The 23,621-nt window shown below is 61.4% G+C and carries 20 protein-coding genes; 8 read left to right on the top strand and 12 right to left on the bottom strand.

The annotated features are described in order from the left end of the window. Positions 1–26 precede the first annotated feature (26 nt). Together FJ936_RS08045 and FJ936_RS08040 are read right to left on the bottom strand one after the other, a co-directional pair. Positions 27–776 (bottom strand): glucose 1-dehydrogenase, encoded by a 750-nt coding sequence (locus FJ936_RS08045; RefSeq protein ID WP_141906330.1) that lies wholly within the window; start codon positions 774–776, stop codon positions 27–29. A 175-nt stretch (positions 777–951) separates the two neighbouring features. Next, on the bottom strand, positions 952–1,773 hold the full coding sequence (locus FJ936_RS08040; protein ID WP_181763110.1) for an alpha/beta hydrolase: 822 nt from the start codon (positions 1,771–1,773) through the stop codon (positions 952–954). A 722-nt stretch (positions 1,774–2,495) separates the two neighbouring features. Between FJ936_RS08040 and FJ936_RS08035 the strand changes: the two genes are divergently transcribed. Further along, on the top strand, positions 2,496–3,461 hold the full coding sequence (locus FJ936_RS08035; protein ID WP_141906328.1) for an alpha/beta hydrolase: 966 nt from the start codon (positions 2,496–2,498) through the stop codon (positions 3,459–3,461). Positions 3,462–3,700: 239 nt separating this feature from the next. Here the strand turns inward: FJ936_RS08035 and FJ936_RS08030 are convergent, their stop codons facing one another. From FJ936_RS08030 to FJ936_RS08000, 7 genes are all read right to left on the bottom strand, one after another. Beyond that, on the bottom strand, positions 3,701–4,429 hold the full coding sequence (locus tag FJ936_RS08030; protein WP_141906327.1) for a response regulator transcription factor: 729 nt from the start codon (positions 4,427–4,429) through the stop codon (positions 3,701–3,703). Between the two features lie 2 nt (positions 4,430–4,431). Then, a complete protein-coding gene (locus FJ936_RS08025; RefSeq protein ID WP_141906326.1) occupies positions 4,432–4,809 on the bottom strand; it encodes a response regulator in 378 nt (125 codons plus the stop codon). Beyond that, entirely contained in the window at positions 4,806–5,453 is a 648-nt protein-coding gene (locus tag FJ936_RS08020) for a response regulator (RefSeq protein WP_141906325.1), read from the bottom strand. The genes FJ936_RS08025 and FJ936_RS08020 overlap by 4 nt, the downstream gene beginning before the upstream one ends. After that, complete coding sequence (locus FJ936_RS08015; protein ID WP_141906324.1) at positions 5,450–9,247, bottom strand: PAS domain-containing protein; 3,798 nt, start codon at positions 9,245–9,247, stop codon at positions 5,450–5,452. The genes FJ936_RS08020 and FJ936_RS08015 overlap by 4 nt, the downstream gene beginning before the upstream one ends. A gap of 437 nt (positions 9,248–9,684) precedes the next feature. Then, positions 9,685–11,265: an MFS transporter gene (locus tag FJ936_RS08010; RefSeq protein WP_141906352.1), complete on the bottom strand. Its 1,581-nt coding sequence runs from the start codon at positions 11,263–11,265 to the stop codon at positions 9,685–9,687. Further along, positions 11,265–12,428, bottom strand: a complete 1,164-nt coding sequence (locus FJ936_RS08005) for an HlyD family secretion protein (RefSeq protein ID WP_246680420.1) — start codon at positions 12,426–12,428, stop codon at positions 11,265–11,267. The genes FJ936_RS08010 and FJ936_RS08005 overlap by 1 nt, the downstream gene beginning before the upstream one ends. Before the next feature lie 593 nt (positions 12,429–13,021). After that, positions 13,022–13,231 carry a helix-turn-helix transcriptional regulator gene (locus FJ936_RS08000; RefSeq protein ID WP_141906323.1) on the bottom strand — a complete coding sequence of 70 codons (210 nt, stop codon included), beginning with the start codon at positions 13,229–13,231 and terminating at the stop codon, positions 13,022–13,024. A 132-nt stretch (positions 13,232–13,363) separates the two neighbouring features. Between FJ936_RS08000 and FJ936_RS30840 the strand changes: the two genes are divergently transcribed. The 3 genes from FJ936_RS30840 to FJ936_RS07985 all read left to right on the top strand — a co-directional run bounded on the left by FJ936_RS30840 (position 13,364) and on the right by FJ936_RS07985 (position 16,104). Next, complete coding sequence (locus tag FJ936_RS30840; protein WP_246680419.1) at positions 13,364–13,966, top strand: hypothetical protein; 603 nt, start codon at positions 13,364–13,366, stop codon at positions 13,964–13,966. 165 nt (positions 13,967–14,131) lie between these two features. Then, entirely contained in the window at positions 14,132–14,407 is a 276-nt protein-coding gene (locus FJ936_RS07990) for a hypothetical protein (RefSeq protein WP_141906322.1), read from the top strand. Further along, a complete protein-coding gene (locus FJ936_RS07985) occupies positions 14,404–16,104 on the top strand; it encodes a recombinase family protein (protein WP_141906321.1) in 1,701 nt (566 codons plus the stop codon). Before FJ936_RS07990 ends, FJ936_RS07985 begins: the two co-directional genes overlap by 4 nt. A gap of 77 nt (positions 16,105–16,181) precedes the next feature. Here the strand turns inward: FJ936_RS07985 and FJ936_RS07980 are convergent, their stop codons facing one another. Continuing rightward, a complete protein-coding gene (locus tag FJ936_RS07980; RefSeq protein WP_140787790.1) occupies positions 16,182–17,099 on the bottom strand; it encodes a LysR family transcriptional regulator in 918 nt (305 codons plus the stop codon). Between the two features lie 140 nt (positions 17,100–17,239). Here FJ936_RS07980 and FJ936_RS07975 point away from each other — a divergent pair, with 140 nt between their 5' ends. Further along, positions 17,240–17,878 (top strand): DsbA family protein, encoded by a 639-nt coding sequence (locus FJ936_RS07975; RefSeq protein ID WP_140713121.1) that lies wholly within the window; start codon positions 17,240–17,242, stop codon positions 17,876–17,878. Between the two features lie 36 nt (positions 17,879–17,914). Then, positions 17,915–18,526, top strand: coding sequence for an NAD(P)-dependent oxidoreductase (locus FJ936_RS07970; RefSeq protein ID WP_140787792.1), 612 nt, complete (start codon positions 17,915–17,917; stop codon positions 18,524–18,526). On the opposite strand, the gene FJ936_RS07965 is transcribed toward FJ936_RS07970, so the two are convergent. Continuing rightward, the gene (locus tag FJ936_RS07965; protein WP_140787794.1) at positions 18,510–19,982 is read right to left on the bottom strand and encodes an ROK family protein; all 1,473 of its coding nucleotides are present in this window, start codon (positions 19,980–19,982) and stop codon (positions 18,510–18,512) included. The two genes, FJ936_RS07970 and FJ936_RS07965, sit on opposite strands and share 17 nt — an antisense overlap. A gap of 35 nt (positions 19,983–20,017) precedes the next feature. Further along, on the bottom strand, positions 20,018–20,926 hold the full coding sequence (locus FJ936_RS07960; RefSeq protein WP_140713127.1) for a tagatose-bisphosphate aldolase: 909 nt from the start codon (positions 20,924–20,926) through the stop codon (positions 20,018–20,020). A 283-nt stretch (positions 20,927–21,209) separates the two neighbouring features. Between FJ936_RS07960 and FJ936_RS07955 the strand changes: the two genes are divergently transcribed. Next, positions 21,210–22,115 carry a sugar-binding domain-containing protein gene (locus FJ936_RS07955; RefSeq protein ID WP_140787796.1) on the top strand — a complete coding sequence of 302 codons (906 nt, stop codon included), beginning with the start codon at positions 21,210–21,212 and terminating at the stop codon, positions 22,113–22,115. Positions 22,116–22,548: 433 nt separating this feature from the next. Beyond that, on the top strand, positions 22,549–23,526 hold the full coding sequence (locus tag FJ936_RS07950; RefSeq protein WP_015315618.1) for an ABC transporter substrate-binding protein: 978 nt from the start codon (positions 22,549–22,551) through the stop codon (positions 23,524–23,526). Positions 23,527–23,621 lie beyond the last annotated feature (95 nt).

Raw genomic sequence — 23,621 nt, 5'->3', positions numbered from 1 at the left:
AACGGCAGCGACTTGGCTACCCCAGCTCAAAGCAATGCCATTCCGCCGTCGACCCGCAGATTGACACCGGTGACAAAACTGCTTGCGTCCGATGCCAGGAACAGAGCGGCTTTTGCCAGTTCTTCCGGCTGGCCCATTCGACCAAGGGGAATTGCTTCGGCCATGGACTTCTCGAAGGATGCTCGCATTTCGGCCGGGACACCCAGTTTGTCGAGAATAGCCGTATCCACGGGGCCGGGGCTGAGCACGTTGACGCGTATGCGACGCGATTTCAGTTCTATCGCCCAACTGCGCGCGAAGGCGCCGATGGCTGCCTTGGAGCCTGCATAAACGGCATGGCCTTCCAAGACCTTCTCGCTGGCCATTGATCCCGTCAGTATGACTGCGCCGCCATCGCGCATCAGCGGGATCAGTTTCTGCACACCAAAGAAGACGCCGCGCGCATTGATAGAGAACTGCGCATCGTACTCGTCTTCGGAAACTGCCGACGAATGCGTGATGGTGTTCACGCCGGCGTTCGCCATATAGATATCGAACGCCCCAAACCTCTGATGGATCTGTCGCGCGACATCCTCGTGGTGCGCCACGTCGGCTACATCACCCTGAATGCCCAGTGCGCCGGCTCCGATCTCGGAGACTGCCTCCTCGACGGCACGCTGTCTCCGGCCGGTGATTACGACCTGCGCCCCCTCCGACGCGAAAGCTTTCGCGGCGAATAGCCCAATCCCACTGTTTCCCCCGGTGATCAACGCGGTCTTTCCTGAAAGTATACCCATTTGCATTGCCTCTGATGATTTTCACGAGAGCCGCCGCAGTTGCCAACCGCAGTTCTCAGCGTGAACTCGGACGGCTGAGACCAGAAAGATCTCCAGCAGCCATCGATGCTGAGTTTTCATAGTCAGGCTGGCCGCACGGGGTTGTGCGGCCAGCCATGACCGCCGCTTGAGAGCACTAGCCCTTGATGAAGGCGAGCAGATCGGCGTTCACATGGTCCTGGTGTGTGGCCGTGATCCCGTGGGGCGCGCCGGGGTAATATATGGCCTTTGCGCCCTTGATCAGCCGCTCCGACTTGACTGACGAATCCTTGACCGGGACGATCTGGTCGTCCTCGCCATGCAGGATCAAGGTCGGTATATCGAATTTCTTGAGGTCCTCGGTGAAGTCGGTTTCGGAGAACGCTTTGACGCATTCATACGCATTCACGAGACCGACCTGCATGCTCCAGAGCCAGAACTGATTCAGAACCCCCTGGGAGACCGTGGCGCCTGGCCTGTTTGCACCATAAAACGACTGTGCGAGGTCCAGATAGTGCTGCGAGCGATCCTTGAGGAGGCCAGCCCTTATGCCGTCGAACACTTCGATCGGCAGACCTTCCGGATTGGCCGGCGTTTTCACCATGATCGGCGGAACAGCAGCGATAAGAACAGCCTTGGCCACGCGTTCCGTCCCGTGCCGTCCGATATAGCGAGCGACCTCGCCTCCCCCGGTTGAATGCCCGACCAGCGTGGCGTCCCGGAGATCCAGCGCCTCGATCACGGCTGCAAGATCGTCCGCGTAGCCATCCATGTCGTTGCCGGAGGTGGCTTGGCTGGAGCGGCCATGGCCCCGCCGGTCATGAGCAACCACGCGGAAGCCATTATGGGCCAGAAAGAGCATCTGTGCATCCCAGGCGTCGGAATTCAGCGGCCAGCCGTGTGAGAAGGTTATTGGCGGACCCCTACCCCAGTCCTTGTAATAGATTTCCGTACCGTCCTTGGTTGTGATGGTGCTCATTGTTTTGCGTCCTGATTGAGGGGTGGGAACATGTGTGTTTTGCTGGGCGCCGGATGACGAAGCGACTGGCAGTCCGGCTATGACCGCCGCTGAAAAACTGGCCAACAAGACGTCGCGGCGGGTTGCACCGAGGGTGAAAAGTCCATCCATACTCATCGTGTCCATCCTTGGTGAGCGGCTTCTCGGGTCGGCTCACCATCACGATCACCGGGTCGACCTGCACCGTCGCTTTCGGGGGGAGGAGCGGGCGAAGGAGCGGCGACGCCCGATGATCGTGATGGCTTGCGAGGGAGAAGATGCGCCGATCCGCCCCGCGAACCTATTCTACGCAAGCATCTGTCGTACGATGCCAAGGTGCAGGGTAGGTACGCCGAGGTGCTGGAACTGTCGCTGAGATGGGGCAAATGATGCGATGACATTGGTTCGTGCGCGACGTGCCGCGTGCGGCTGTCACAAACACGACCTATCAAGCCGTATGAGGATTCTTCTCAAAACGAGGAGCGGCTGATCGCGAGCAAGTCACCGCCCGAACGGACCGCGATTGGTTTCGCCTACGTGGTCCTCATGTTGAGTAATCAACTCACCGCCGGCCAGAGCGCAATATGCTTAGGTGTACAACGCGTTATTATAACGACAAAGGCTTTAAAGCTTTCGCCTTATAGAAATTGCACGGCATTTGCCGCTCTTGGAGCACTTTGGACCTCACAACCCCGGAGTGCTTTATGCGCCTTAGCTTTGTTTCTGGTTTCCTCATTGCGGTTCTTGCTGCCGGGCCATCGACTTCTGCCAGCGCACCGCACTCCGGCGTGCCGCTCGGGCAATCGGCCGACCTGTCGGCACGTATCGTCGACGGCAAGGCCGACGTTAACGGTGTGGCCTATCACTATTTGCTGGCAGCAGGCGGCCCGAAAACCGTGGTGTTGTTGCATGGTTGGGGCACGACCTCATACATGTGGCGCTTTGTAATGCCGCAACTGGTGGCGCGCGGTTACACGGTACTTGCGCCCGATTTGCGCGGTTTGGGGGATACCGCCAAGCCTGCGGCCGGCTACGAAAAGGCGGCGATTGCCGAGGATATTCGAGCACTTGTCAATCAGCTGAACCTTGGTCCGGTCGTCAATCTCGTCGGTCACGATATGGGTGGCATGGTCGCTTATTCCTATGCGGCGCAGCACCCGGGGGAAGTCACCACACTGGCAATCGTTGACGTCCCGCTGCCAGGCATCGAACTGTGGAACGAATTGATCCAAGGCCCTCGCACTTGGCATTTTCGCTTCCACTCCGTACGCGACGTGCCGGAAATGCTCATTGCCGGTCGCGAGCTTGAGTATTTAAAGTGGTTTCACAATGCAGAGGGGGTAAATACTCGCGCGTTCGACACCGAAGCCGACGAAGTCTACGGCCGTTCTTATGCCCAGCCTGGCGCATTGCGCGCAGGCTTCGAGTACTACCGGGCTTTCCCGCGTGACGAAGAACAGAACAAAGCCTTTGCAAAACACAAGCTGACGATGCCAGTACTCGGTATAAGCGGTTCGGGTGGCCTGGCATCGATGTACGAAGGCCATCTCCGCCACGTCGCCGAAAACGTACGGGCCGTAGTAGTCGAAGGCTCAGGCCATTGGGTTCCGGAGGAGCGGCCGGCCGCCGTCACAAGGGCCCTGATCGAATTCCTGCCACCAGCATACTAAGCTTCGCGGCTGGCTGAAGCACAACATTAGCGATAGTCGCCGTGATGGAGATACGCCGCTCCAAAGCTTTCCCAATGCGCCGCCGTTAGCTGGCGATGCGCGGCAAGAGCTTGGCAGTGTAGCCTCAACACCAGGTTACACGCGGCGATCATCGCTCAAAACTTCATAAAAATTTGTCTGAGTCCGGATCGTCCTGGGCAGGCTACTCTTAACGGAGAAGCGCCAGCCGCTGGGCGATCCTATCGGACGGAGGCGAGGTTCACCCTTTCGAAAGTCCTGGCCGCGCCGGCCTCGCGCATCGCCGGGGGCAGCGTTTCCCAGGCCCGGATCAGCTCTCCGATGGAAGCTGCTTCCATCTTGCGCATGACATTGCCGCGGTGAAGCTTGACGGTCACTTCACTGATGCCGAGGTCGAAAGCGATCTGTTTGTTAAGGCGCCCACGCGCCACTTCATGCAGCACCTCGCGCTCGCGCGGGGTCAGCGTCTCGACACGCTCGATGTTGCGCTTGACGACCACCGCATCCGCCCGCCGCTTGGCATCCACCGCAATGCCCGCGATCACGGCGTCAAGGAGTGTTTGGTCGCGCACCGGTTTGGTGAGAAAATCCACCGCGCCCGCCTTCATCGCCTGGACAGTCATCGGTATGTCGCCATGCCCAGTCAGGAAGATGATGGGCTTGGGATTGCCGTTTGACGCAAGATGGTGCTGTAGATCCAGGCCGCTTGCCCCTGGCATGCGCACGTCGAGGATCAAGCAACCGGGGCTGTCCAAGACGTCCGCGTCGAGCAATTCGCGGGTCGAGGCAAAGCAGACCGGCTCAAAGCCCATGGACAGGATCAACTCCGATAGTGCTTCCCGAACAGACGCATCGTCATCGACAATGATGACGAGCGGCTGCTGCGGCTCAGCCTTCCGCTGCCGTGACACCGGCGTCGATCTCTGCAAGAGCGGTTGGTCAACTCTCATGTTCATCCCTCGGTTTCTTGGTTGCGTAAAGCTTCGCTCACGGCTGCAAGTAGGGCCTGGCCGTCGAAGGGCTTGCGGAAAAATCCGCTGATGCCTTTGGCACGGTACTGATCCGCTATCTCATGGCGTCCGGTGATCAGGAAAACCGGTAGGTCTGCACGCGTCTTCTTGACCAAGTCACGAAGTTCAAAGCCGTCCGTCCCAGGCATCCCGATATCGGTAATGAGCAAGTCCACGTCGGAGAGCCCGCTGACGAGGAGTGATCCCGCCGACGAGAAGCTGCGGGGAGCATAGCCCGCAGACTCCAAAAGGTTCTCGAGCGACTCGAGCAATCTTGGGTCGTCATCGACAATCGCCACGACAGGTCGCACCTTGCTCACACTCCGTTCCCTCCCGTTCGCCGAGAGTGGCTGATCGGTATCTCCAACCGCTCCGCCATGCGCACGAGATCAGCGAGTGATGCCGCAGCCATTTTCTGCATCACGTTCCGTCTATGGATTTGCAGCGTGACCTCGCTGATCCCCAACTCAGCCGCGGCCTGTTTGTTGAGCAGGCCACTCACAACCAGCGGCAGCACCTCGCGTTCTCGCTGCGTGAGCTCTTGATAGCGTTGCTTTAACACGGTGAGCTCGGCGCGCTCTGATCGCCTTTCCTGATCCTGGGCGATCGCTGCCCGGATCGCAACCATGAGGTCCGCATCGCTGAAAGGCTTTGTCAGGAAGTCCACAGCGCCGTGCTTGATCGCACGCACCGAGGACGGAATGTCTCCATGCCCGGTTATGAAGACGATCGGCGGATGATCACCCTCGGCGATCTGCTTCTGCAGATCGAGACCGTTGATGTCAGGCAATTCCACATCGAGGATCAGGCATGCGGGGACGTCCGGCTTGTCGGCAAGGACATAGTCGCCGGCCGATCCGAACGCTACGGCTCGCATGCCATGGGACTCCAGAAGCTCACCAAGTGCTTCCCGAATACGCACGTCATCATCGACGATGAAGACCATTTGATCGTGGGGCGTCATGCTGCCGCTTTCATTTCAACGGGCATCGTGAAGACGAACGCAGACCCGTGCCGCTCGCTCTTCTCCACCCACAACCGTCCGCCATGGGACTCGACGATCGAACGGCAGATCGCGAGTCCCATGCCCATGCCGTTCTCTTTCGTCGTAAAGAACGGCTCGAATATCCGATCAGGAAACTCAATGCCCGGGCCACAATCGCTAATCTCGATCTGGATCGCGTCCCCTATCCGGCGCACGCGAAGTCCAAGAACCTTGTCGCCTGTAACAGAGTCCATCGCCTCGATCCCATTGCGGATGAGGTTCACCAGAACCTGCTGAATCTGCACCCGATCGAGCGCGACAATAGGAAGGTCGCTTTCGACATCGATATCCAGACGAACACGGCGCCGCACCGCCTCCTCGGCGATGAGGTCGCGCGCCTCCGCGATGACGCTGTCGAGTGCTGTGTAAGCCATCGCGTCTGCAGATTGCTTGAATAAGGCGCGGATGCGGCTGACGACATCCGCGGCTGAGTTGGCGTCACGGATAATACGCTCCACAGTCTTCTGCGCTCGCTCGATATTTGGCGGTTCGGCCGTGAGCCAGCGCTGGCAGGCATATGAGTTGGCGACAACAGCCGCCAGAGGTTGGTTCACCTCATGCGCTATAGAGGCTGAAAGCTCGGCGAGACTCGCCGCCTGGCTCGCACGTGCAAGTCTCTCTTGCGCCAGGCGCAGCTCTTCTTGCGTGCGAACTTCACCGTCGATGTCCAGACAGACGACGTTCCACTGAACAATCGCCCCTTCTGCATTGCGCATCGGTGCCGCGCGCGTATCGACCCAGCAATATTCGCCATCGAAGCGACGCAGACGGTGCCTCCGCGCATACGGTTCGCCAGTGGCCAACGAATGAGCATAGTTCGCTTTGACGCCCGCCAGGTCGTCAGGATGAACGCCTTCGTCGAGTGTCCCGGATAGGCGGGATTTTCCCTTACCGTCCAATATCTCCAACTCATATCCGAGGAACTCGCGGAGCTGACGGCTTCGATATATCGGCTCACCATTCGGTGCGGCGCAATCGATCATCACCGGCAGCGTTTCAACCAGCTGCCACAGCGAACGTTCTCTCTCGCGCAGCGCCACCTGTGCGCGCATCTCCTCGTCGATGTCGATGGAGACCTGGTACCAGTGAACGATGGCTCCGTCCCGATCGCGCAGAGGCTCGCAACGCCCTTCTATCCAGCGATAGCTGCCGTCTTTCCAACGCCGGCGATACCGCATGATGAAGGAGTCGCCAGTTTTGAGGCAGTTGGCTGACCTATTGAGCACCTCGGGAGCATCTTCGGGATGAATCAGCTCTTGCGCCACCCTGGTGAAGTCTTCGAAGTCCGCTCCGTAGATGCCGAGATCCTCCAAAGACCGCCTATTGACGTACGCAAGCTTGCCATCTGGCGTCCAGCTCCAGATGTGGACCGGCAAGGCATCGACAAGCTGCTGGAGCTCGCGCTCTCTTTCGCGCAATGCCTCCTGCGCCCGCATCTCGTCTTCGATGTCGATTGAAGCCATATACCATTGAACGATCGCACCATCGGTATCCCTTAACGGTTGCGCTCGAGCTTCTATCCAGCGGTAGACGCCATCCTTCTCGCGTCGACGAAAGCGGTTCATAAAAGGCTGGCCGGACGCAAAGCCATTCGATGCCCTCCGAAACATTGTCGGAAAGTCTTCAGGATGGGCCAGGTCCCGGGCCAGGGCATCGAAGTCATTGATGTGCGTCGGTGGCGAACCGACCTTCTCCAGGTATCGCTTGCTGGTGTAGGTGATCCTGCCTGAAGGGGCAAAGCTCAGGATATTCACGGGCACGGCGTCAATCATTTGCTCCAGTTGCCGGTTGGCTTTCCGCAGCGCTTCTTCTGCCGTCACCTGGTCGTCGATGTCGTGCGAAAGACCGTACCACTGTACGACAGCCCCACACTCGTTTCGCATCGGTTCCGCACGGCCTGACATCCATCGAAAGACACCGTCAGCGCGACGCAGGCGATAGTTCAGGGAGAAGCTCTCGCCGGTGGCGACGGAGTGGTTGATCGCAGCTTCCAGCTTGGCCACGTCATCGGGATGTACGACAGCCGTAATGGCCGCCTTCAGACCGTTTCCTCCCCCATTCTCGTATCCTCCTACGTCGAGGCCGAGATACTCAACCATTCGCTTGCTGAAGAAGACCGGCTCGCCCGACGCAGACAGGCGCCACAGGAAGCTCGGCACCATGTCAACAAGTTGCGAGAGTTCCCGCTCTCGGTCGCGCAACGCTTCCTGTGCGCGCATCTCGTCGTCGATGTCGATAGAAATTGCATACCACTGAATGATCGCGCCGCTGTGATCACGCAGCGGCTCGCCGCGACCATCCACCCAGCGGTACGCTCCGTCCGCACGGCGCATTCGATACTTCATGGAGTATGGTTCGCCAGTAGCCAGGGATTGGCGGACTGTCTCAAGGAGGCCTGCCGCGTCTTCGGGATAGACGAGGGACTGTATGGCCGCCGCCAGCCGGGTCATCCCCGGCTTGTCCAAATCCGCCACACCGTCGAAACCGAAGAAATCAAGCAAACGTCTGTTGAAGAAGATCGGCTCGCCTTCAGGAGTCAGACGTCTTATCTGGACTGGGACCATGTCGACGAGCTGAGAAAGTTCCCGCTCGCGACCGCGCAGCTCCGCCACGGTTTTCTTGTAGACATCGTTGTCGAGCGCGATTCCGTACCATCCCGTGATACGACCCTGGCTGTCGCGCGCGGGCCGCGCGGCGGTTCGGGCCCATACATAGGTGCCGTTTGCGCGCCGAAAGCGAAACTCGACATTGAAATGATCGCCGGTCCTCAGACAATGGCGCCAGATAACCGCGATCTGCTCATAGTCGTCTGGATGAAGCAAACGCTTCCAGGCGGTGTACCCCTCGTTCAATGGAGCGTTCAGATCCTCCAGCGTCACCCCGAGGGAGCTCAGCGCGAATGGATGCAGGTAGATCCATCTACCCGCTGCATCGAACGCCCATCCGTTCCCGAATATGCTTTCAACGATTTTCGCCGATGGAATTGGCCCGGCATTGTTCTCCATCAAGAGATCCAGGTCCGCCCCGGAAAGCGGCTCCCCGTCTGTCACCAGATCATCAATGTCCACACTGACACTGTAGCCGGGCTCCGATCGGGTCTCGTTCCAGCGATAACTTCCGTCGGCCTGCAGTTGCCTGTGCCTCGTTACTTGGGGGACACCCGTCCAGAAGGCGCGGGCGACTGCGTGCGCCGCCGCTGTCCGGTCATCCGGATGGACGAGACTCAGAGAATGGAGAGCGTCGGAGGCGGCTTCCTTCTCAAGTGCCGCACTGATCACATCGGCGAATCGCTCTGTGGCTGCGGACGGCGCATCGCCTTCAATTAGTGTGCCATACCATGCAACGGCGTGCCCTTCGCTATCGCACAGCGGCTGTCCGGAGCTTCGACTCCAACCGTAAGCACCGCTCGCGCGCAAAATGCGGTGCTCCACATTGTAGTGCTCACCTGTCCGCAGGCAGCGACGCCACTCGGCCACGGCTCGGTCATAGTCGTCTGGATGGATTAGCCGCTTCCAACCCGCGGAGCCATCTTCTGACGAAGTGTTGAACTCCTCCAGCGTCGTGCCGAGAAGCGATAGCGTGCTGGGAGTAACATAGCTGAATCTGCCGGCCGCGTCTGTCGCCCACCCATTGCCGACCACGCTTTCGATGAGCCGAGCCGCCCGCAACGCTTCCGCGTCGGGATCGCTAGGCGAGTTGAACGCTGTCGTCATTGTCTTCTCCTACCGGACAATGAAAGGCGGAGACTGTCAGCGCCTTCTTTAACTCTCATCGTTGACCATCTGGGCTCGCGAATTGGTTCATCATCTTAACCGGACCACGCCGCAGCCGCACCTCATGGAAATCCATGAGATGTGAGTGACCTAACTTCCGGGGTGAGGCACCTAGACGTCCCGATTGAAGCTACAGCGCCTCAAACAAGGCCTGGTCGGCTCCCCGTATAGCACTTGCTCTCAGTAGCTGGGATCTGGGCTGACGAACCAAAACTCACCATAAGCAGCGCCGCGCCCCAGCCGCATCTCATGGAAATCCATGAACCGCAGCGCGACGCGGCCGCGTGTTCATCCCAGTCTAGTCTAGTGGACGTGGCTCGCAAGATTCAAGTTAGAAGCTATGACGATAAGGACATCTGTTCCAAAATGTAGGATGCTCATCCAGTTTGATTCCGCCGGGGGACTTTGCGACTGAACAGTTGCTTGGCGCCAATCAGGCATGGCGCAGCAACCGCGAAGAGCAACACCAGCGCGAAGAAAGCTTCGTCGAACGAGATCGTGGAGGCTTGCCTTTCGAGAGAGCGCTGCAACAATGGGAAAGCGATCTTGGGCGCCGCTAGAATGTCGGCACCGTTCGAAGTGAGAATGTTCGCAGTGGCCCTCAAGCGCTGGTCCAGGGTCGGATCGCCACCGACAAGGTGGGTGGACAACATCGTTCGGTTGAGAGCGTTCTGGTGATCGATATACGTTTGCAAGAGCGCCGTGCCGATCAGACCACCAGCCTGCTTGCCGAGATTGAACAGCCCTATTCCAAACGGCAGGATATCGGCAGCAAGTCCACGCAGCGTAACCAGCGTCAGTGCCACGAACAGAAGACCGAGACCTGATCCTCGCAGAAACAGGGCCGGGGTCAGGTCGGGTGTGCCGCTACCGCTCGTCGAACCGGAGAGGAGCCACATGGCTCCGGAGAAGAGCAGGACTCCAAACGGAACAAGGGCGATCGGGTGAACTCCGGCCTTTTCGATGAGGAGGCCGGAGAACAGAAGTCCCAGCGCCAGCATGGCTCCGCTGGGCAGCAGAAGCACACCTGCGGCCGTGGCCGTAAAATCGAGAACGTTGAGGGCAAAAGCCGGGATGAGATAGGTGCTGCCCGAAAGAGCAAAGCCCGCGACGAGGCTAACAAGAAACCCAAAGCGAAAGTCCGGATCGGCGAAAGGCGCGACCGCCTGAAGTGAGCCTGAGCGGAACCGGGCCTCCCGGACAACCACAAGGCCGGCGGCCGCCACACCGATGGTCGAAAGGCCGATGATCGCCATGTCGTCGAACCAATTGAACCTGCTGCCCTGCAGCAGCACGTATGTCAAAAGCGCGGTACTGATGCCGAGCACAATGACCTCGACGACGGGGAGCGCGGTTGCCCGCCAGTATGTCCGATTGCCATCCGCCGCCAGAAGGACAAGGGCGGCGATGCCGAGCGGGACGTTGGCGAGGAATATCCAGTCCCAGGAGAAATGATCGACCAACCAGCCCTGCAGGGCCGGCGTAATCGTCGTTGGAGCCATTACGGCGCCCACGGCAAAAACGGCTTGGACAATCGGCTGATGTCGAGACGGGAACCGAAAAAACAGCAGCGTCTGGCCAGCTACGAGAATTGTGCCGCCAGCCAGCCCCTGGACGATGCGGAAGACACAAATCCAGATAAGATCCACCGAGAGCGTCATTGCCGCGCAACCCAGCAGAAGCATCACGACCCCCGCACGCAGGCAGGCGGTCGGCCTTGCGGCTGTGACAAAAAGCGGAGCGACAAGGAAGGCCGTCAGCCTGGCCGCGATGAATGCGATGTCGACCATGGCCAGTTCATCCGGCGTTGCGTAGATGTCGCCGAGCATGTCGATCCGGCCGATGGACAGTGCAGTGGATGCCACTGCATCCATGAAGGCGGCCAACACAACACCAGTTGCTACAAGCCAGGCCCACGGCAGGGTATCAGGATGGCGGAACGCTCTGGTGCGGTGCATCACTGTACCGGGCGTCCGTTGGCACTGTCGCCGGGCCGCATTTCCAACGCCACCGCTGGAACGTCGCCCGCTCCGAGGGCGATGGCAACGCGGGCGGAGAGCCCCGGAACGAGGCGGCCAGGCAACGGGTTTCGTATCATCCTGATCTTCACCGGCACACGCTGGACAACGCGGATGAAATTTCCGGTGGCATTGTCCGGCGGCAGCAGGCTGAACGCCGCGCCGCTGCCGGGAGCGAAGCTGTCGACAATACCGTCGATTTCTTGATCTGGATATTCATCGACCGTGACGCGTACCCGTTGGCCAATCTCGACCAAGCTGAGCTGCGTTTCCTTGAAGTTGGCGACGATCCAGACATCGTTGACGGGAACGATGTCCAAGGCCCCATTCCCTGGAGTGACATAACGGCCGACACGGATTTGCCGATTGCCGACGATCCCGTCGACCGGGGCTCTCACGACCGTGTTGTCGAGGTCGAGCATAGCCAGATCGAGAGCGGCCTTCGCCTGTGATAGGGCCGCGTGCGAACCGGACAATTGTGCTTCCAAGACGCCGAGCTTCAGCCTTTGAGCCAGCAGATTGGCTTCTGCGCCGTCCAAGGACGCCTTTGCCTTGTCGTAGCTGGCTTGTGCATCCTGCAGTTTCTGATCGCTGGCAGTGCCGTTCTTCTGCAGTGTGACATAGCGGGTCAGGTTGGCACGGGCGAACTGGAGGTCGGCGGCGGCTGACTGTTTCTGCGCCTCGGCCTGCGCGATCAATGCATCTTGCAGTTTTTGGCTTGCCTCGATGTTGGCGATTTCCGCCCGCCGGGCGTCGACATTGGCCTTCGCCTGCTCCACCTTGGCCTTGTAGTCGCTGTCATCGATGCGAAACAGCACGGCGCCCTTCGAAACGCTAGCATTATCTTCCACGTCGACTTCGACGACATAGCCAGCCAGCTTGGGAGCGATACTTGTGATGTCAGCGCGCAGATAGGCGTTGTCGGTCCTTTCCTCGTACCGACCGATCGTGAACCACTGCCAGCTCCATATAGCTGCCCACGGCATCACCACGAGCGCGAGGAAGGCGATTGCGGTCTTGCGAGATGGGCTCATGATTGCTTCTATCTCAATTCGACGCGCCGCTATCGAAGAGGATCGTCGACTTTCCGGGATCAAGATCATCGGCAAGGCTGCAAGTCGCGCCTACGCAGTAGGGGTTCACGAGAATGTCTCCGGGCCGCTGACAGAAGTTCCTAATAATCGCGGATTTCAGTGCGCCCGCGCCATCACGCGAACGAACACCTCGGCTCGCCCTGATCGGTAGTTCATACTGACCCTCGGCACAGGGTAGATACCTGGCGCGACCGGACCTCCAAGGTGGCCGCTGCTTGTGTCGGCTTTCGGGAAACCCGCAAAGTGGGTTCTGCGTCCAACTTGGGGCGCAAACCCGCCGTTCGCTCGCTACGGCGCTGCTTACGGCGCGCTCGCGAGCGGATACGCGCGGACTTATTCCGAATGACTGCTTTTCGCCTTGGAACGAGTGTTTCCGGCTCCGTCCCTTCCTGACTGCTCGGATTCAAATGGCAACAGCGCCGTTTTAATGGCGCGCGGCTTGCACCTATATTTCTATAGAAACTAGGCTGACTGAATCCAGAGCGCGCTTTAATGTCTTCCTGCGTCAGGCCTGTCTTTCACCGAATACGCGCGAAGTTAGCTGACGGGATGTCTGTGCGTTTCTATTCATCAGGCTCAGACTTCGATCTCTGCGGATCAACTTAGGGTCGTTTCAGCAATTCTGCGACGTCCACGCCCAGCACTTCAGCCAGCCGGTCAACGACATCGATGCTAGCGTTGTACACGTTGCGTTCCAACGCACTGATATAGGTGCGATCGATCCCAGCGCGGTGCGCAAGCTCTTCCTGAGACAGGCCTCTAGCCCGCCGCAAGGCTCTTAGGTTTTGCGCAAACGCTTCTCGGATTTCCATGCCTCCGAGAACAGTGCCTTGCAGAGTATTTCACCACGGAGTATTCTCTACAAATCACATTCTGAACCGGGTTTCCGGGCTGGGTTTGGAGCCACTCAGTGGGAAACTTGCTCAACGGAAGGAGGCCATGCTGTGGCAGTGAAAAAGCCGCCTGCTCTCGCCGCAAGCCGCAAAGACATGGAAATGCAACCCGCAGCCCTATGCGATCCCGCACTTCTGCTGATGAGCGATTGGCAAATGGCGCGGTACATCTCCATGCTGCTGTGCCGTGTCCAGCAGCGGTTGGAGAGCCAAATCATGGTCAATTCCGGAATTCAGGGATTGACCGCAGATTCACAGAAGCGAGTTCAAAACCAAACGGCGCGCACTGTCGGTGGTCCACGGGAGTATGCGGTTGCGCGGGAGGCTGAGGTCTTTGCTATGACCGAAGCTCTCAAGCTTCAAGATTCGATCCCGGAAATCGCGGCTACGTCGCTCGTCGGCGTCATCGCCAAGTTAGAAATGATCGTCGGTGCTGATCGAGACATTGGTGACCCAACCGATTTCCCGTGGCCGCACATCGCTTCCGTACTGCGTGACTTGAAGGCGATCGCAGGTGATTTGCCGGTTGGTCGCTGGAGCCGGGAAAGGACACGGAGCGGTGTGGCCAAGCATTGGGAGTCCGCAGTCAAGCTGGTCGCTGCGCTGGAAGAGGAAGGCGCGGTCGAGCACCGTGACGACGTAACAGTCTTCTGACACGCCCGCCTCACCATTTGTCGCCTGCAGCCCGACCTTGATGAGTGAGACGAAACCGCACGGCGCAAGTCATTGCACGCTGTGGCCCTACGACGTGAACTTCGTGCTTTCCTTCGCCGCCCGAAGGACTCTGATGGCGGGTCGATCCACTATTGGGAGACCGCAATGAAAGAGGTAACCAGGACTGGGCCGCAGGCGTTGGTCCCGGCGAACGACAACGCCGATCACGCAATCCCCGAGGAGCGCCCCGAACTCACGGTGGCGGCCAGGGTGGATCGGGTGGTGCTGGATGTCGCCCGGCTGATCGGCCGGCAGCTGGCGCGGGAGGCATTCGACGCGGGGGTGGCGGCCAACGACAATCGGCCGGGCCGCCGAGAGGGAGAGAGCAGGGGGCCGGATGGCAAACCGCTTGGGAACAGGAGAGAGGATCCGCCGCCATGACCCGTGTCGCAGTCTATGCCCGCTATTCCTCCGACAGCCAGCGGGAGGCATCCATCGAGGACCAACTGAGGCTTTGCCGCGAAGAGGCGACGCGCGGGGGCTGGAGCGTAGCAGGATCCTATGAGGATGCGGCGATCTCCGGCGCCAGCACAGTGCTGCGGCCGGGGATCCAGCAATTGATACGCGATGCCCAGCGCGGTCGCTTCGAGGTGGTCCTGGCCGAGGCGCTCGATCGCATCAGCCGCGACCAGGCAGATGTCGCTACGCTCTTTAAGCATCTCAAATTCGCGGGTGTCGCTATCGTCACTTTGGCAGAGGGCGAGATCAGCGAGCTGCATGTCGGGCTCAAGGGCACGATGAATGCCCTGTTCCTGAAGGACCTTGCGCTCAAGACCCATCGCGGCCTGCGGGGCAGGGTGGAGAAGGGTAAGGCCGGAGGCGGGCTGTGCTACGGCTACCGGGTGGTGAAGAAGCTGGATGGAGCAGGCGAGCCCGTTCGCGGCGACCGCGAGATCGTGCCGGAGGAAGCGGCCATCGTGCGCCGCATCTTTCGCGAGTTCGCCGCCGGCAAGAGCCCGAAGGCGATCGCCGTCGACCTCAACAAGGAGGGCATTCCCGGCCCGCTTGGCCGGCACTGGGGCGACACCAGCGTGCGCGGGCATGTCATCCGGGGAACAGGCGTCATCAACAACGAGCTCTACACCGGTGTCCTAGTTTGGAACCGCCTGCACTTCGTCAAGGATCCTGCCACGGGTAAGCGCGTCTCTCGGGCCAATCCGCCAATCAAGTGGATCCGCACCGAGGTGCCGCATCTCAGGATCGTCGAGGACGAATTGTGGCAGGCCGTGAAGGAGAGACAGAAGTCCATCGCCAGCCAGTTCGAGGCGGTGACGATCGCCACGCGCAAGGCCCGGGCCAGGAAGCTGCATACCATGAAGCGGCCGGTCTCCCTCCTTTCCGGCTTGCTCACCTGCGGCTGCTGCGGCGGGCGCTACGGCCTGTTCACTCGCGACCGTTATGCCTGCCTCAACCACCAGCGCCGGGGCATCTGCGACAATGGCCGCTCCATCACCCGCGAGAAGATCGAGCAGCGGGTCCTCGCAGGCCTGAAGGAAAGGCTGGTCTCGGCCGATGCCGTGGGCGAGGCAATCACGGCCTATGCCCAGGAGACCAACCGCCTCAACCAGGAGCGTCGCGCGCAAGTCGACCAGGACCGCAAGGCGCTCGACAAGATCGAGCGCGCCATCGCCGGCATCATGGCCGCGATCGAGGATGGCCTCTACCAACCTTCGATGAAAGCGAGAATGGAAGACCTGGAGAGGCAGAAGGCCGAGATCACCGCGCGTCTGGCAGTGGCGCCCATCGACGTGCCCGACCTGCATCCCGACATCGCCATTCTTTATAAGAAGCGGATCGAGCAACTCACGCAAGCGCTTGCCTACCACGACGATGGACGTTCAGCCGCCGAGGCGCTGCGCTCATTGATAGGAGAGATCGTGCTCACGCCCGGCGATAGGCGCGGCGAGGTTCATGCCGAGCTACGCGGCGAGTTGTTCGGCATCCTCGAACTCGCCAAACCCGACCAAAACCAAAGGTCTGACGATGTTATGACAAAACGGGTTGCGGGTCCCCGCAACCAAACAAAACCGGCCCGCCTGGCTCTATGCCGGCGGGCCGTTCGCGTTCCGATCTCATAATGCTGCGGATGTCTTGTTTTGGGGTGCGGCAGAACCGCTTTATGTAAGCCATTACCGACCTTCTGCCGCGGTTGCATTCACGCCACGGCACTGCCGCGCGATCGCTTTCTCTCTGCGGCGGCGAGCAGGTCCACAAACGCGCGCACCTTGGCGGGCCTGAACCTTGCCGGCGGAAAAACAGCGTGGATACCGCCGTTGGGCAAGGCCCAGTCGGCAAAGACAGGAACCAGCCGCCCCTCGGCGATGTCGTCGCTGACGCTGTAGTCGGGAAACACACCCAGCCCTATGCCGGCAAGCACGCAGGCATGGGCAGCCGGGCTCTTGTCGCATGTGATGACCGGGTTGAGTTCAGTCAGCACCTTGTCGCCATCCCTGGAAAACAGCCATTGGCCGACGCCGCGAAGCTGGGCGTTTCCGACCCAGGCCAACGACCGCGCCTGCCGCGGGCTCACGTCCTGCGGCAGGCTTGCGGCGAACGCAGGGCTTGCCACCACGATCTGCCGGATCGTGCCCAAGCGCCGCGCCTGGTTGGAGGAATCAGCAAGCCAGCCGACGCGGATGCCGAGGTCGATCTGCTCGTCGACCAGATTGCTTACCGCGTCGTCGAAGATCACCTCGACGCGCATATGCGGATAAGTTCTCAGATAGGCGGCGATGACCGGTGCAACCACCTTCGTGCCGTAGTCGAGCGGCGCCGTCAGTCTCAACATTCCAGCCGGTTCGACGGCCGCGCGCGAAATCTCGCCATAGGCGGCCTCCGCTTCCCGCAGGATTATCATCGCACGATCATAGAAGAGGCGTCCCTCTTCGGTCGGCGCGACACGCCGTGTCGTTCGTCGCATGAGTGTCGCGCCCAACTCCTCCTCGAGCTTGCCGATCTGATGGCTGACCACGGCTTTGGCGACGCCAAGCCGGTCGGCCGCCGATGTGAAGGAGCCGGTCTCCATCACGGTGGTGAAGTAGACCAGTCGATTGAGGTTCAGCAGGTCAGCCACGGCGATCGCTTTGTATGAACTGGTCAGACAATCTATATTATTGGATGGTGTTTATCGCAAGATCGTTGTCTGCCACATAGGAGCAACAGATTTTGGCAATCCAGACCGCTGCACGCCGCGCCAAGGGATATCAGGCAATCATGAGCAATTCGGATGTGATTTATCTTTTCGATCCGCTCTGCGGCTGGTGCTACGGCGCCGCCCCGATGCTGGACAAATTGGCTGCCAGCGGCGTGCGCGTCGAATTGCTGCCGACTGGTCTGTTTTCGGGAGCGGGCGCGAGGCCGATGGATGAAGGTTTTGCCGCTCACGCCTGGGCGAACGACCAGCGTATCGAGCGTCTGACCGGACAAGCGTTCACGCAGCCCTATCAGCACAATGTCCTCGGCATCCGTGGCACCTTGCTGGACTCGCATGCCGCGACCCTCGCCATCAGCGCCGCCGGCCTGGAAGACCCGAGCCGCCGGTTGACCGCGCTCAAGGCAATCCAACGTGCGCGCTATGTCGACGGTCGCGATATCGTAACTGTGGAAGGCGTGGCTGCCGTGCTCGCCGGCGCTGGCATGATGGATGCCGCCGCGATCCTGAAGAGCCCGACCGAAACCTTACTGACGGCGCACCTCGACCTGGTCAATCGGGGCAGCGCGCTGTTCCAGCGCTTGCATGCCAAGGGCGTGCCTTCGCTGGCGGCCATCCGCAACGAAGCGCCCCGGCTCATCGGTTCGAACGCGCTGTTCGGCAGCTTTGACAATCTTGTCGCCCATATAGCGGCGGCGTGATCCTCAACCGACCTCCAACAAGGACTGGAAAAGAACATGGCAAACGTCGCTCTCATCGGTGCATCCGGCGCTGTCGGCTCGCGCATACTCAAGGAACTCTCCGATCGTGGCCACACGGTCACCGGTATCGCCCGCAGCCCTGAAAAAATTGCCGCGCTGCCCGGCGTGACCGCCAAGAAGGGCGATGTCTTCGACAAGGAAGGCCTTGCCGAGTTGATCCGCGACCATGACGCGGTGATCAGCGCGGTGCATTTCGTGGATAGCGACCCCGACACGCTGATCGCCGCGGTGCGTGCCTCGGGCGTGAAGCGCTATCTGGTCGTGGGCGGCGCGGGCAGTCTCGAAGTCGCGCCCGGCAAGCGTCTGGTCGATACAGCCGAATTTCCTGCGATCTACAAGGCCGAGGCACAGAAGGGTGCCGACTTCCTGGACAAGTTGAAGACAGTCAGCGACGTCGACTGGACGTTCCTGTCGCCGTCCGCGATGTTCGTCTCAGGTGAGCGCACCGGCAAGTTCCGCGTCGGCAAGGACACGCTTCTCGCCTCGGATAAGGGTAGCAGCATCTCCTTCGAGGACTATGCCGTCGCCATGGTCGACGAGATCGAGAAGCCGACGCATGTCAGGCAGCGCTTCACCGTCGGCTATTGATTGAAAGGACCGACGCGTCGCCGGCCAAGGTCGCGCGCAGCCATGCGGCGATGGCCTCGAAGTCGATCGGCTGCGTCGTATCGACGTCGAACAGCGGCCCGCGCCGCAGCGGTTCGGCGCGCTTGGCCAGCTCGATCAATTCGGGGATATAGGCAGCGCCGGGATGACCCGGGAGGCGCTGACCCAGCCGGGCGCCGTAGCGTTCGGCCAGAACTTCGCCCGGCGCGCGGCACCAGATTTCGACCGTGTGTTCGACGCCGGCGTTGCGCAGATGATCCTCGAGCACTTGCCGCGGCTGGAAGCCGAACCAGGCATCGACGATGAAGGTGCTGCCGGCCGGGGCGTCGCCTACGAGCGACCAGATTGCCTGGTAGCTGGCGCGGCCCAGCGTGCGGTTGAATTCGCGGTCGCCGCCGCCGAGCACTTCGAGGAACGGGTTCTTGACCGTATCGAGCGCGAGCAGCGGCCATCCCATGCGATCGGCGATGCCGCGTGACACCGTGCTCTTGCCGCTGGCCGGGATGCCGTTGACGAGCACGGCGCGTCTGGCGCGGCCGGGCTGAACGGAAAGCGATGTCGATGTCGGTGCCGAAAGCGCCTGGAGACCGGCGCCGATCACTCCGGCGTCGTCGCCGAGCTGCGCCGGCGCCACCGGGCATTGGTACCACGGCGCCAGCGCCGGCGCGTGGCCAAGCGCTCTATGTGCCGCCCGGCCAAGACCGCCGCCAAGCAGGACGAGGTCGGGGTCGAACACGGCAACGGTGGTATCGATGGCCGCGCGCAGTGGCCTCGCCCAGGCTTCCAATATGCCTCGCGCCTGGATGTCGCCGGCGGCATCGCGGGCAAAGAGTTGGTCGACCGAAACCTCGGGACCAAGGCCAGCCCGCGCTATGTGACGGCCGAGCGCCGTACCCGAACTGGTGGTTTCGACACAACCGCGCCGCCCGCAAGCGCAGAGTTCGCCGTTGACGTCCACGGTGATGTGGCCCAGCTGCCCCGCTGTTGCCCGGCCGCGCATGATCCGTCGGTTCTGGACGACGGCGCCGCCAATGCCGGTGCCGATGGTGAACATGGCGATGTTGTCGTGGCCTTGGCCGGCGCCAAGCGCCATCTCGGCGGCCAGCGCCATGTTGCAGTCATTGTCGACGATGACAGGCTTGCCGGTCATGCTTTCCAGCCGCTGCGCGAGCGCGACCGAAGCGAGGTTGACATAGCCTCCCGACAGGACCGCGCCGCGCCGTGCGTCGACGCGGCCGGGAACGCCGACGCCGATGGCCGCCACATCAGGCGTATCGAGAAGGCGCACCATGTCGGCGATGCGGCCAAGCACCAGCTCCGCGTCGGGCGCGCTCTTTTCGGCAAGGCGTTCGAGGATTTCACCGGTGCCCGAGATGCGCGCGGCACGCAAATTGGTGCCGCCGATATCGATCCCTATGGCCATCGACTTTTGTGGCATGACGTCCTGCACGTGCCGGCGCTCAAACGTGGATATCAGGCGGCAGCCTTCCGCCGATAGTGCCCGATCACCGCCTGGATCTCTCGCAGCCGCGGCACCGCGATGGTCTTAAGCCTTTCGCGCTGAATGTCACGATCGAGCGAGATGCAGTCCTTCCACAGCGATCGGCCGGCGATGACGCCGGAGGCGCCATTTTGCATGGCGACCTCGACCTGGCCAAGGAAAGTGGTGTGGTTGACGCCGGCCGAAAGCACGGCCCACGGCACTTCGCCGGCCATTTCAGTGATGTTGGCGCAGGCTTCCGGCGTTCCGGGATAGGGAAGCTTCAGCACCTTCGCGCCGCATTCCAGCGAAATCCTCGTACCCTCCTCGACCAGCCAGGGCGTCTTGGCCGCATAGTCCTCTGGGCTTTCCCCTTCAAGCTGATAGGTCAGGAATTCGACGACGAGCAGCAGGTCCTCTTTGCCGAAGTCGGCGATGCATTGGCGCAGGATGGCGATGTTGTGTTCGTTGGCTTCAGGCTTGTCGGCCCTGAGATACACCATGATCTTGCCGCCCGTGCCGCCGAGTTCGCGCACGCGCCGCGCATCGATGCCGGGGACCAGCCGCGACAGGCGATAGCCCTCCGGCGAAACGTCGAAACCGGACGCGTCGAGGCCGATGAGGAGTGCGGTATCCCGGTTCAGTACGCCGTCGTCGACAACCCTCGGCACCGCGCAGAGTGGGTCGAGCAGCACGCAGGACGCCGCACTTGCGAGATAGCGCGTGATGTCGGCCTTGGTGTCGCCGAGCATGTCGTTGGTGATCCTGGCCTGGTCCTCGGGGGCCGACGCCAACAAGGTGCGCATGCCGCCGCGCTGGTCGCAAGCGATGGCCACCATGGCTCCGTCCTTGCCGCATATCTGCTGGTAGCCGCGCAGTTCCGCGGTGGTCATCCTGGTCATGGTTTTCTTCTGTCCGATGTTGGCGCGCCGAGGCGCTGATCCCGTGGAAACAAAAACAAATGGTCAGTTTGCCCGCCTGCCGGCAGGAAGAGTTTGCCGCCTGATGCATCGCCGGCTGCTGGGATAAGCAGCCCAGCCGGCGTTTGGCCTGGTATCGCCTCAAGTTGCGAGTTCATCGGATTTGCGCGATAACTCGCATCGGCGTATACGTGTGTAACACGTTGCTGAAAGGAATTGCAAGCTGTCTGTTCCCTCCGCCCAGGACGCGACCGCATCGCGCACGATGCTGCACACGGTTGCCAAGTTGCACTATGTGGAGGAGATGTCGCAGGTCGACATAGCGCGGCAGCTCGGTGTCTCCACCGCGACGATTTCGCGCCTGCTGCAGCGGGCGCGGGCCGAAGGCATCGTGCGCATCGAGGTGATCGACCTGGCGACGCCGGAGGATATTACCAGGCAACTTGTCGACGGATTGAAATTGCGGGACGCCGCCGTTGTCGAAACGCCGGCGGCCGGCGCGCTGGCGGCGCTTTCCGCCCCGCTTGGCGCTTTGCTCAGGCAGGCGCAACTGGTGGCCGGCTCCGTGGTCGCCATCGGCTGGGGACGCGCCGTGCGCGAGGTCATTCGAGCCGGCCTGCCGCGCATGCCGGGCGTGCTGACTGTGGCCGCGACTGGCGGCATGCAGCAGCACGCGGCGCATTTCCAGGTCAATGAATTCGTGCGGCTCGCCGCCGAAGAGTTTGGCGGGACACCGCACTTTATCCATGCGCCCTATCTGCCGTCCAGCGAACTGCGCGAGGTCTTCCTCGGAGACGCCACCATCCGCGATGCCGTCGCGCTGTGGGACAGGACCGACGTTGCGATCGTCGGCATTGGCCTGCCGCACGCCATCAACCCACCCGAGGCGAGTGCCGCCACGCCGACCGAGCAGGCGCTGGTCCATGCGGCTGGCGACGTCCTTCGCCATTATTTCGATGCGGAAGGCGCCCTGATCGCCTGGGAAGGGGAGAGCCGGATGATCGCCATGTCGCCGGCGCAGCTTCGCGCCGTGCCCCTGGTGGTCGGCGTCGCAGCCTCGCCGGAGAAGGCGACGGCCATCATCGGCGCCGTTCGTTCCGGGCTCATCAACACGCTGGTGACGGATACCAAGACGGCTCAGGCCATCCTCGCGGTTCTTGCAACGCGGTAGCGGCAGATATGCGGACTGATGCGGCGCTGTCGGTGCGGAGAGAAGCCGCTGCGAAATGGATTGTGTCGCCGGGGAGTCGGGACGATAGTTCGCCCGGGGCTCGGAGGAGCAGTCAGAAGGCGTCTGGAAAGCCGGCGTTGCAGTCGCGGAAAAACCGAGTTGCAATTTATTTCTGCAAAGTGTTACAATTTGCCGACCCGTCGTGCAGGATGCCGGGCGCGATGGTTCCCTGACCTCGCGGAGGCGAGGAAAGTGAGCACGGGATTGCGCGGTCGGCTCGGCCGGCTGATATTTAGACTGGAGGGCGCTTGGGAGGAGCTGCCCGCGAAAAGGCAAACAGGCGTTCCGGCCGTCAGCATCCTGCCTCTGAGCGGATAACGGCCATTCCAATGTCACCGAAAACGGCAGAACTGCCAACAATGAGGAGGATGTCATGAAGAAGATCGTTGCCGCGCTCGCGGCGCTTGCCGTCAGCGCAACGGTGCTGATGGCGCCCGCGCAGGCGCAGGACAAAAAATACACCATTGCGCTCATTCCGGGCCTCACGACCGATGGCTTTTACATCACCATGCGCAAGGGTGCGCAAGCGGCCGCCGACGCGCTCGGCGTGAACCTGGTCTTCCAGGGCGCTCCGGACTTCAACCCGGTTACCCAGGTGCCGGTGCTCGACGCGGTCATCGCCAAGAAGCCGGATGCGATCCTGATCGCGCCGACCGACAAGGTCCAGCTGGTCGAGCCGCTGCGCAAGGCCAACGACGCCGGCATTCCGGTCATAACAGTCGATACTTTCATCGGCAGCGGCGTCTACCAGACGGGTGCTGGCGATGCCGATTTCCCGCTGGCCTACATTGCTTCTGACAATGTTCTGGGCGGCGAGATCGCCGCGCGTGCGCTTGCCACCGCCGTCGGCGACAAGGGCAAGGTCTATGTGTCGAACGTCAAGCCCGGCATCTCGACCACCGACCAGCGCGAAGAAGGCTTCAAGAAGGAAATGGCCAAGCATACGGGCATCACCGTGCTGGAGACCCAATTCAATGACGACGACGCCAACAAGGCGGCCTCGCAGCTGCAGGCCGTCTTCGCGCGCAATCCCGATCTGGTCGGCGTGTTCGGCGCCAATCTGTTCTCCGCGCTGGGTGCGGCCAACGGCGTCAAGCAGGCCGGGCAGAGCGGCACCGTCAAGGTCGTTGCCTTCGATGCACCGACCAGCATCGTCGACAACATCAACACCGGCCTGGTGGACGTGGCGATCGCCCAGCATCCCGCCGAGATCGGCTACTTCGGCGTCGTCTCGGCCTATGCCCACCTGACCGGCCATTCAATCCCGGTCACGATCGGCACCGGCTTCACGATCATGGACAAGTCCAACATCGCCGACCCGAACATCTCGAAGTACCTCTACTCCGAGTAGGTCAAGACGAGCTTGGCTCCTCCCGGTCCGCCGGGGGGAGCTCGTGCCGGGTTCCCAAAGGCGGGGCCTGTTTGAACGCAGCCGCGCCGCGGAGT

It is taken from the genome of Mesorhizobium sp. B2-4-13 (assembly GCF_006658535.1).
In the GTDB taxonomy this organism is placed as follows: domain Bacteria; phylum Pseudomonadota; class Alphaproteobacteria; order Rhizobiales; family Rhizobiaceae; genus Mesorhizobium; species Mesorhizobium australicum.
This window is presented reverse-complemented; position numbering and strand designations above follow the sequence as displayed.

What these genes read in the sequence shown, in the direction of transcription:
- FJ936_RS08040 (WP_181763110.1), bottom strand. Translation starts at nt 1,773, where the DNA reads ATGAGCACCATCACAACCAAGGACGGTACGGAAATCTATTACAAGGAC.
- FJ936_RS08010 (WP_141906352.1), bottom strand. Translation starts at nt 11,265, where the DNA reads ATGCACCGCACCAGAGCGTTCCGCCATCCTGATACCCTGCCGTGGGCC.
- FJ936_RS08020 (WP_141906325.1), bottom strand. Translation starts at nt 5,453, where the DNA reads ATGACGCCCCACGATCAAATGGTCTTCATCGTCGATGATGACGTGCGT.
- FJ936_RS08000 (WP_141906323.1), bottom strand. Translation starts at nt 13,231, where the DNA reads ATGGAAATCCGAGAAGCGTTTGCGCAAAACCTAAGAGCCTTGCGGCGG.
- FJ936_RS08005 (WP_246680420.1), bottom strand. Translation starts at nt 12,428, where the DNA reads ATGATCTTGATCCCGGAAAGTCGACGATCCTCTTCGATAGCGGCGCGT.
- FJ936_RS07970 (WP_140787792.1), top strand. Translation starts at nt 17,915, where the DNA reads ATGGCAAACGTCGCTCTCATCGGTGCATCCGGCGCTGTCGGCTCGCGC.
- FJ936_RS08015 (WP_141906324.1), bottom strand. Translation starts at nt 9,247, where the DNA reads ATGACGACAGCGTTCAACTCGCCTAGCGATCCCGACGCGGAAGCGTTG.
- FJ936_RS08035 (WP_141906328.1), top strand. Translation starts at nt 2,496, where the DNA reads ATGCGCCTTAGCTTTGTTTCTGGTTTCCTCATTGCGGTTCTTGCTGCC.
- FJ936_RS07985 (WP_141906321.1), top strand. Translation starts at nt 14,404, where the DNA reads ATGACCCGTGTCGCAGTCTATGCCCGCTATTCCTCCGACAGCCAGCGG.
- FJ936_RS07975 (WP_140713121.1), top strand. Translation starts at nt 17,240, where the DNA reads ATGAGCAATTCGGATGTGATTTATCTTTTCGATCCGCTCTGCGGCTGG.
- FJ936_RS08030 (WP_141906327.1), bottom strand. Translation starts at nt 4,429, where the DNA reads ATGAGAGTTGACCAACCGCTCTTGCAGAGATCGACGCCGGTGTCACGG.
- FJ936_RS07950 (WP_015315618.1), top strand. Translation starts at nt 22,549, where the DNA reads ATGAAGAAGATCGTTGCCGCGCTCGCGGCGCTTGCCGTCAGCGCAACG.
- FJ936_RS07965 (WP_140787794.1), bottom strand. Translation starts at nt 19,982, where the DNA reads ATGCCACAAAAGTCGATGGCCATAGGGATCGATATCGGCGGCACCAAT.
- FJ936_RS07990 (WP_141906322.1), top strand. Translation starts at nt 14,132, where the DNA reads ATGAAAGAGGTAACCAGGACTGGGCCGCAGGCGTTGGTCCCGGCGAAC.
- FJ936_RS07955 (WP_140787796.1), top strand. Translation starts at nt 21,210, where the DNA reads ATGCTGCACACGGTTGCCAAGTTGCACTATGTGGAGGAGATGTCGCAG.
- FJ936_RS07960 (WP_140713127.1), bottom strand. Translation starts at nt 20,926, where the DNA reads ATGACCAGGATGACCACCGCGGAACTGCGCGGCTACCAGCAGATATGC.
- FJ936_RS08045 (WP_141906330.1), bottom strand. Translation starts at nt 776, where the DNA reads ATGGGTATACTTTCAGGAAAGACCGCGTTGATCACCGGGGGAAACAGT.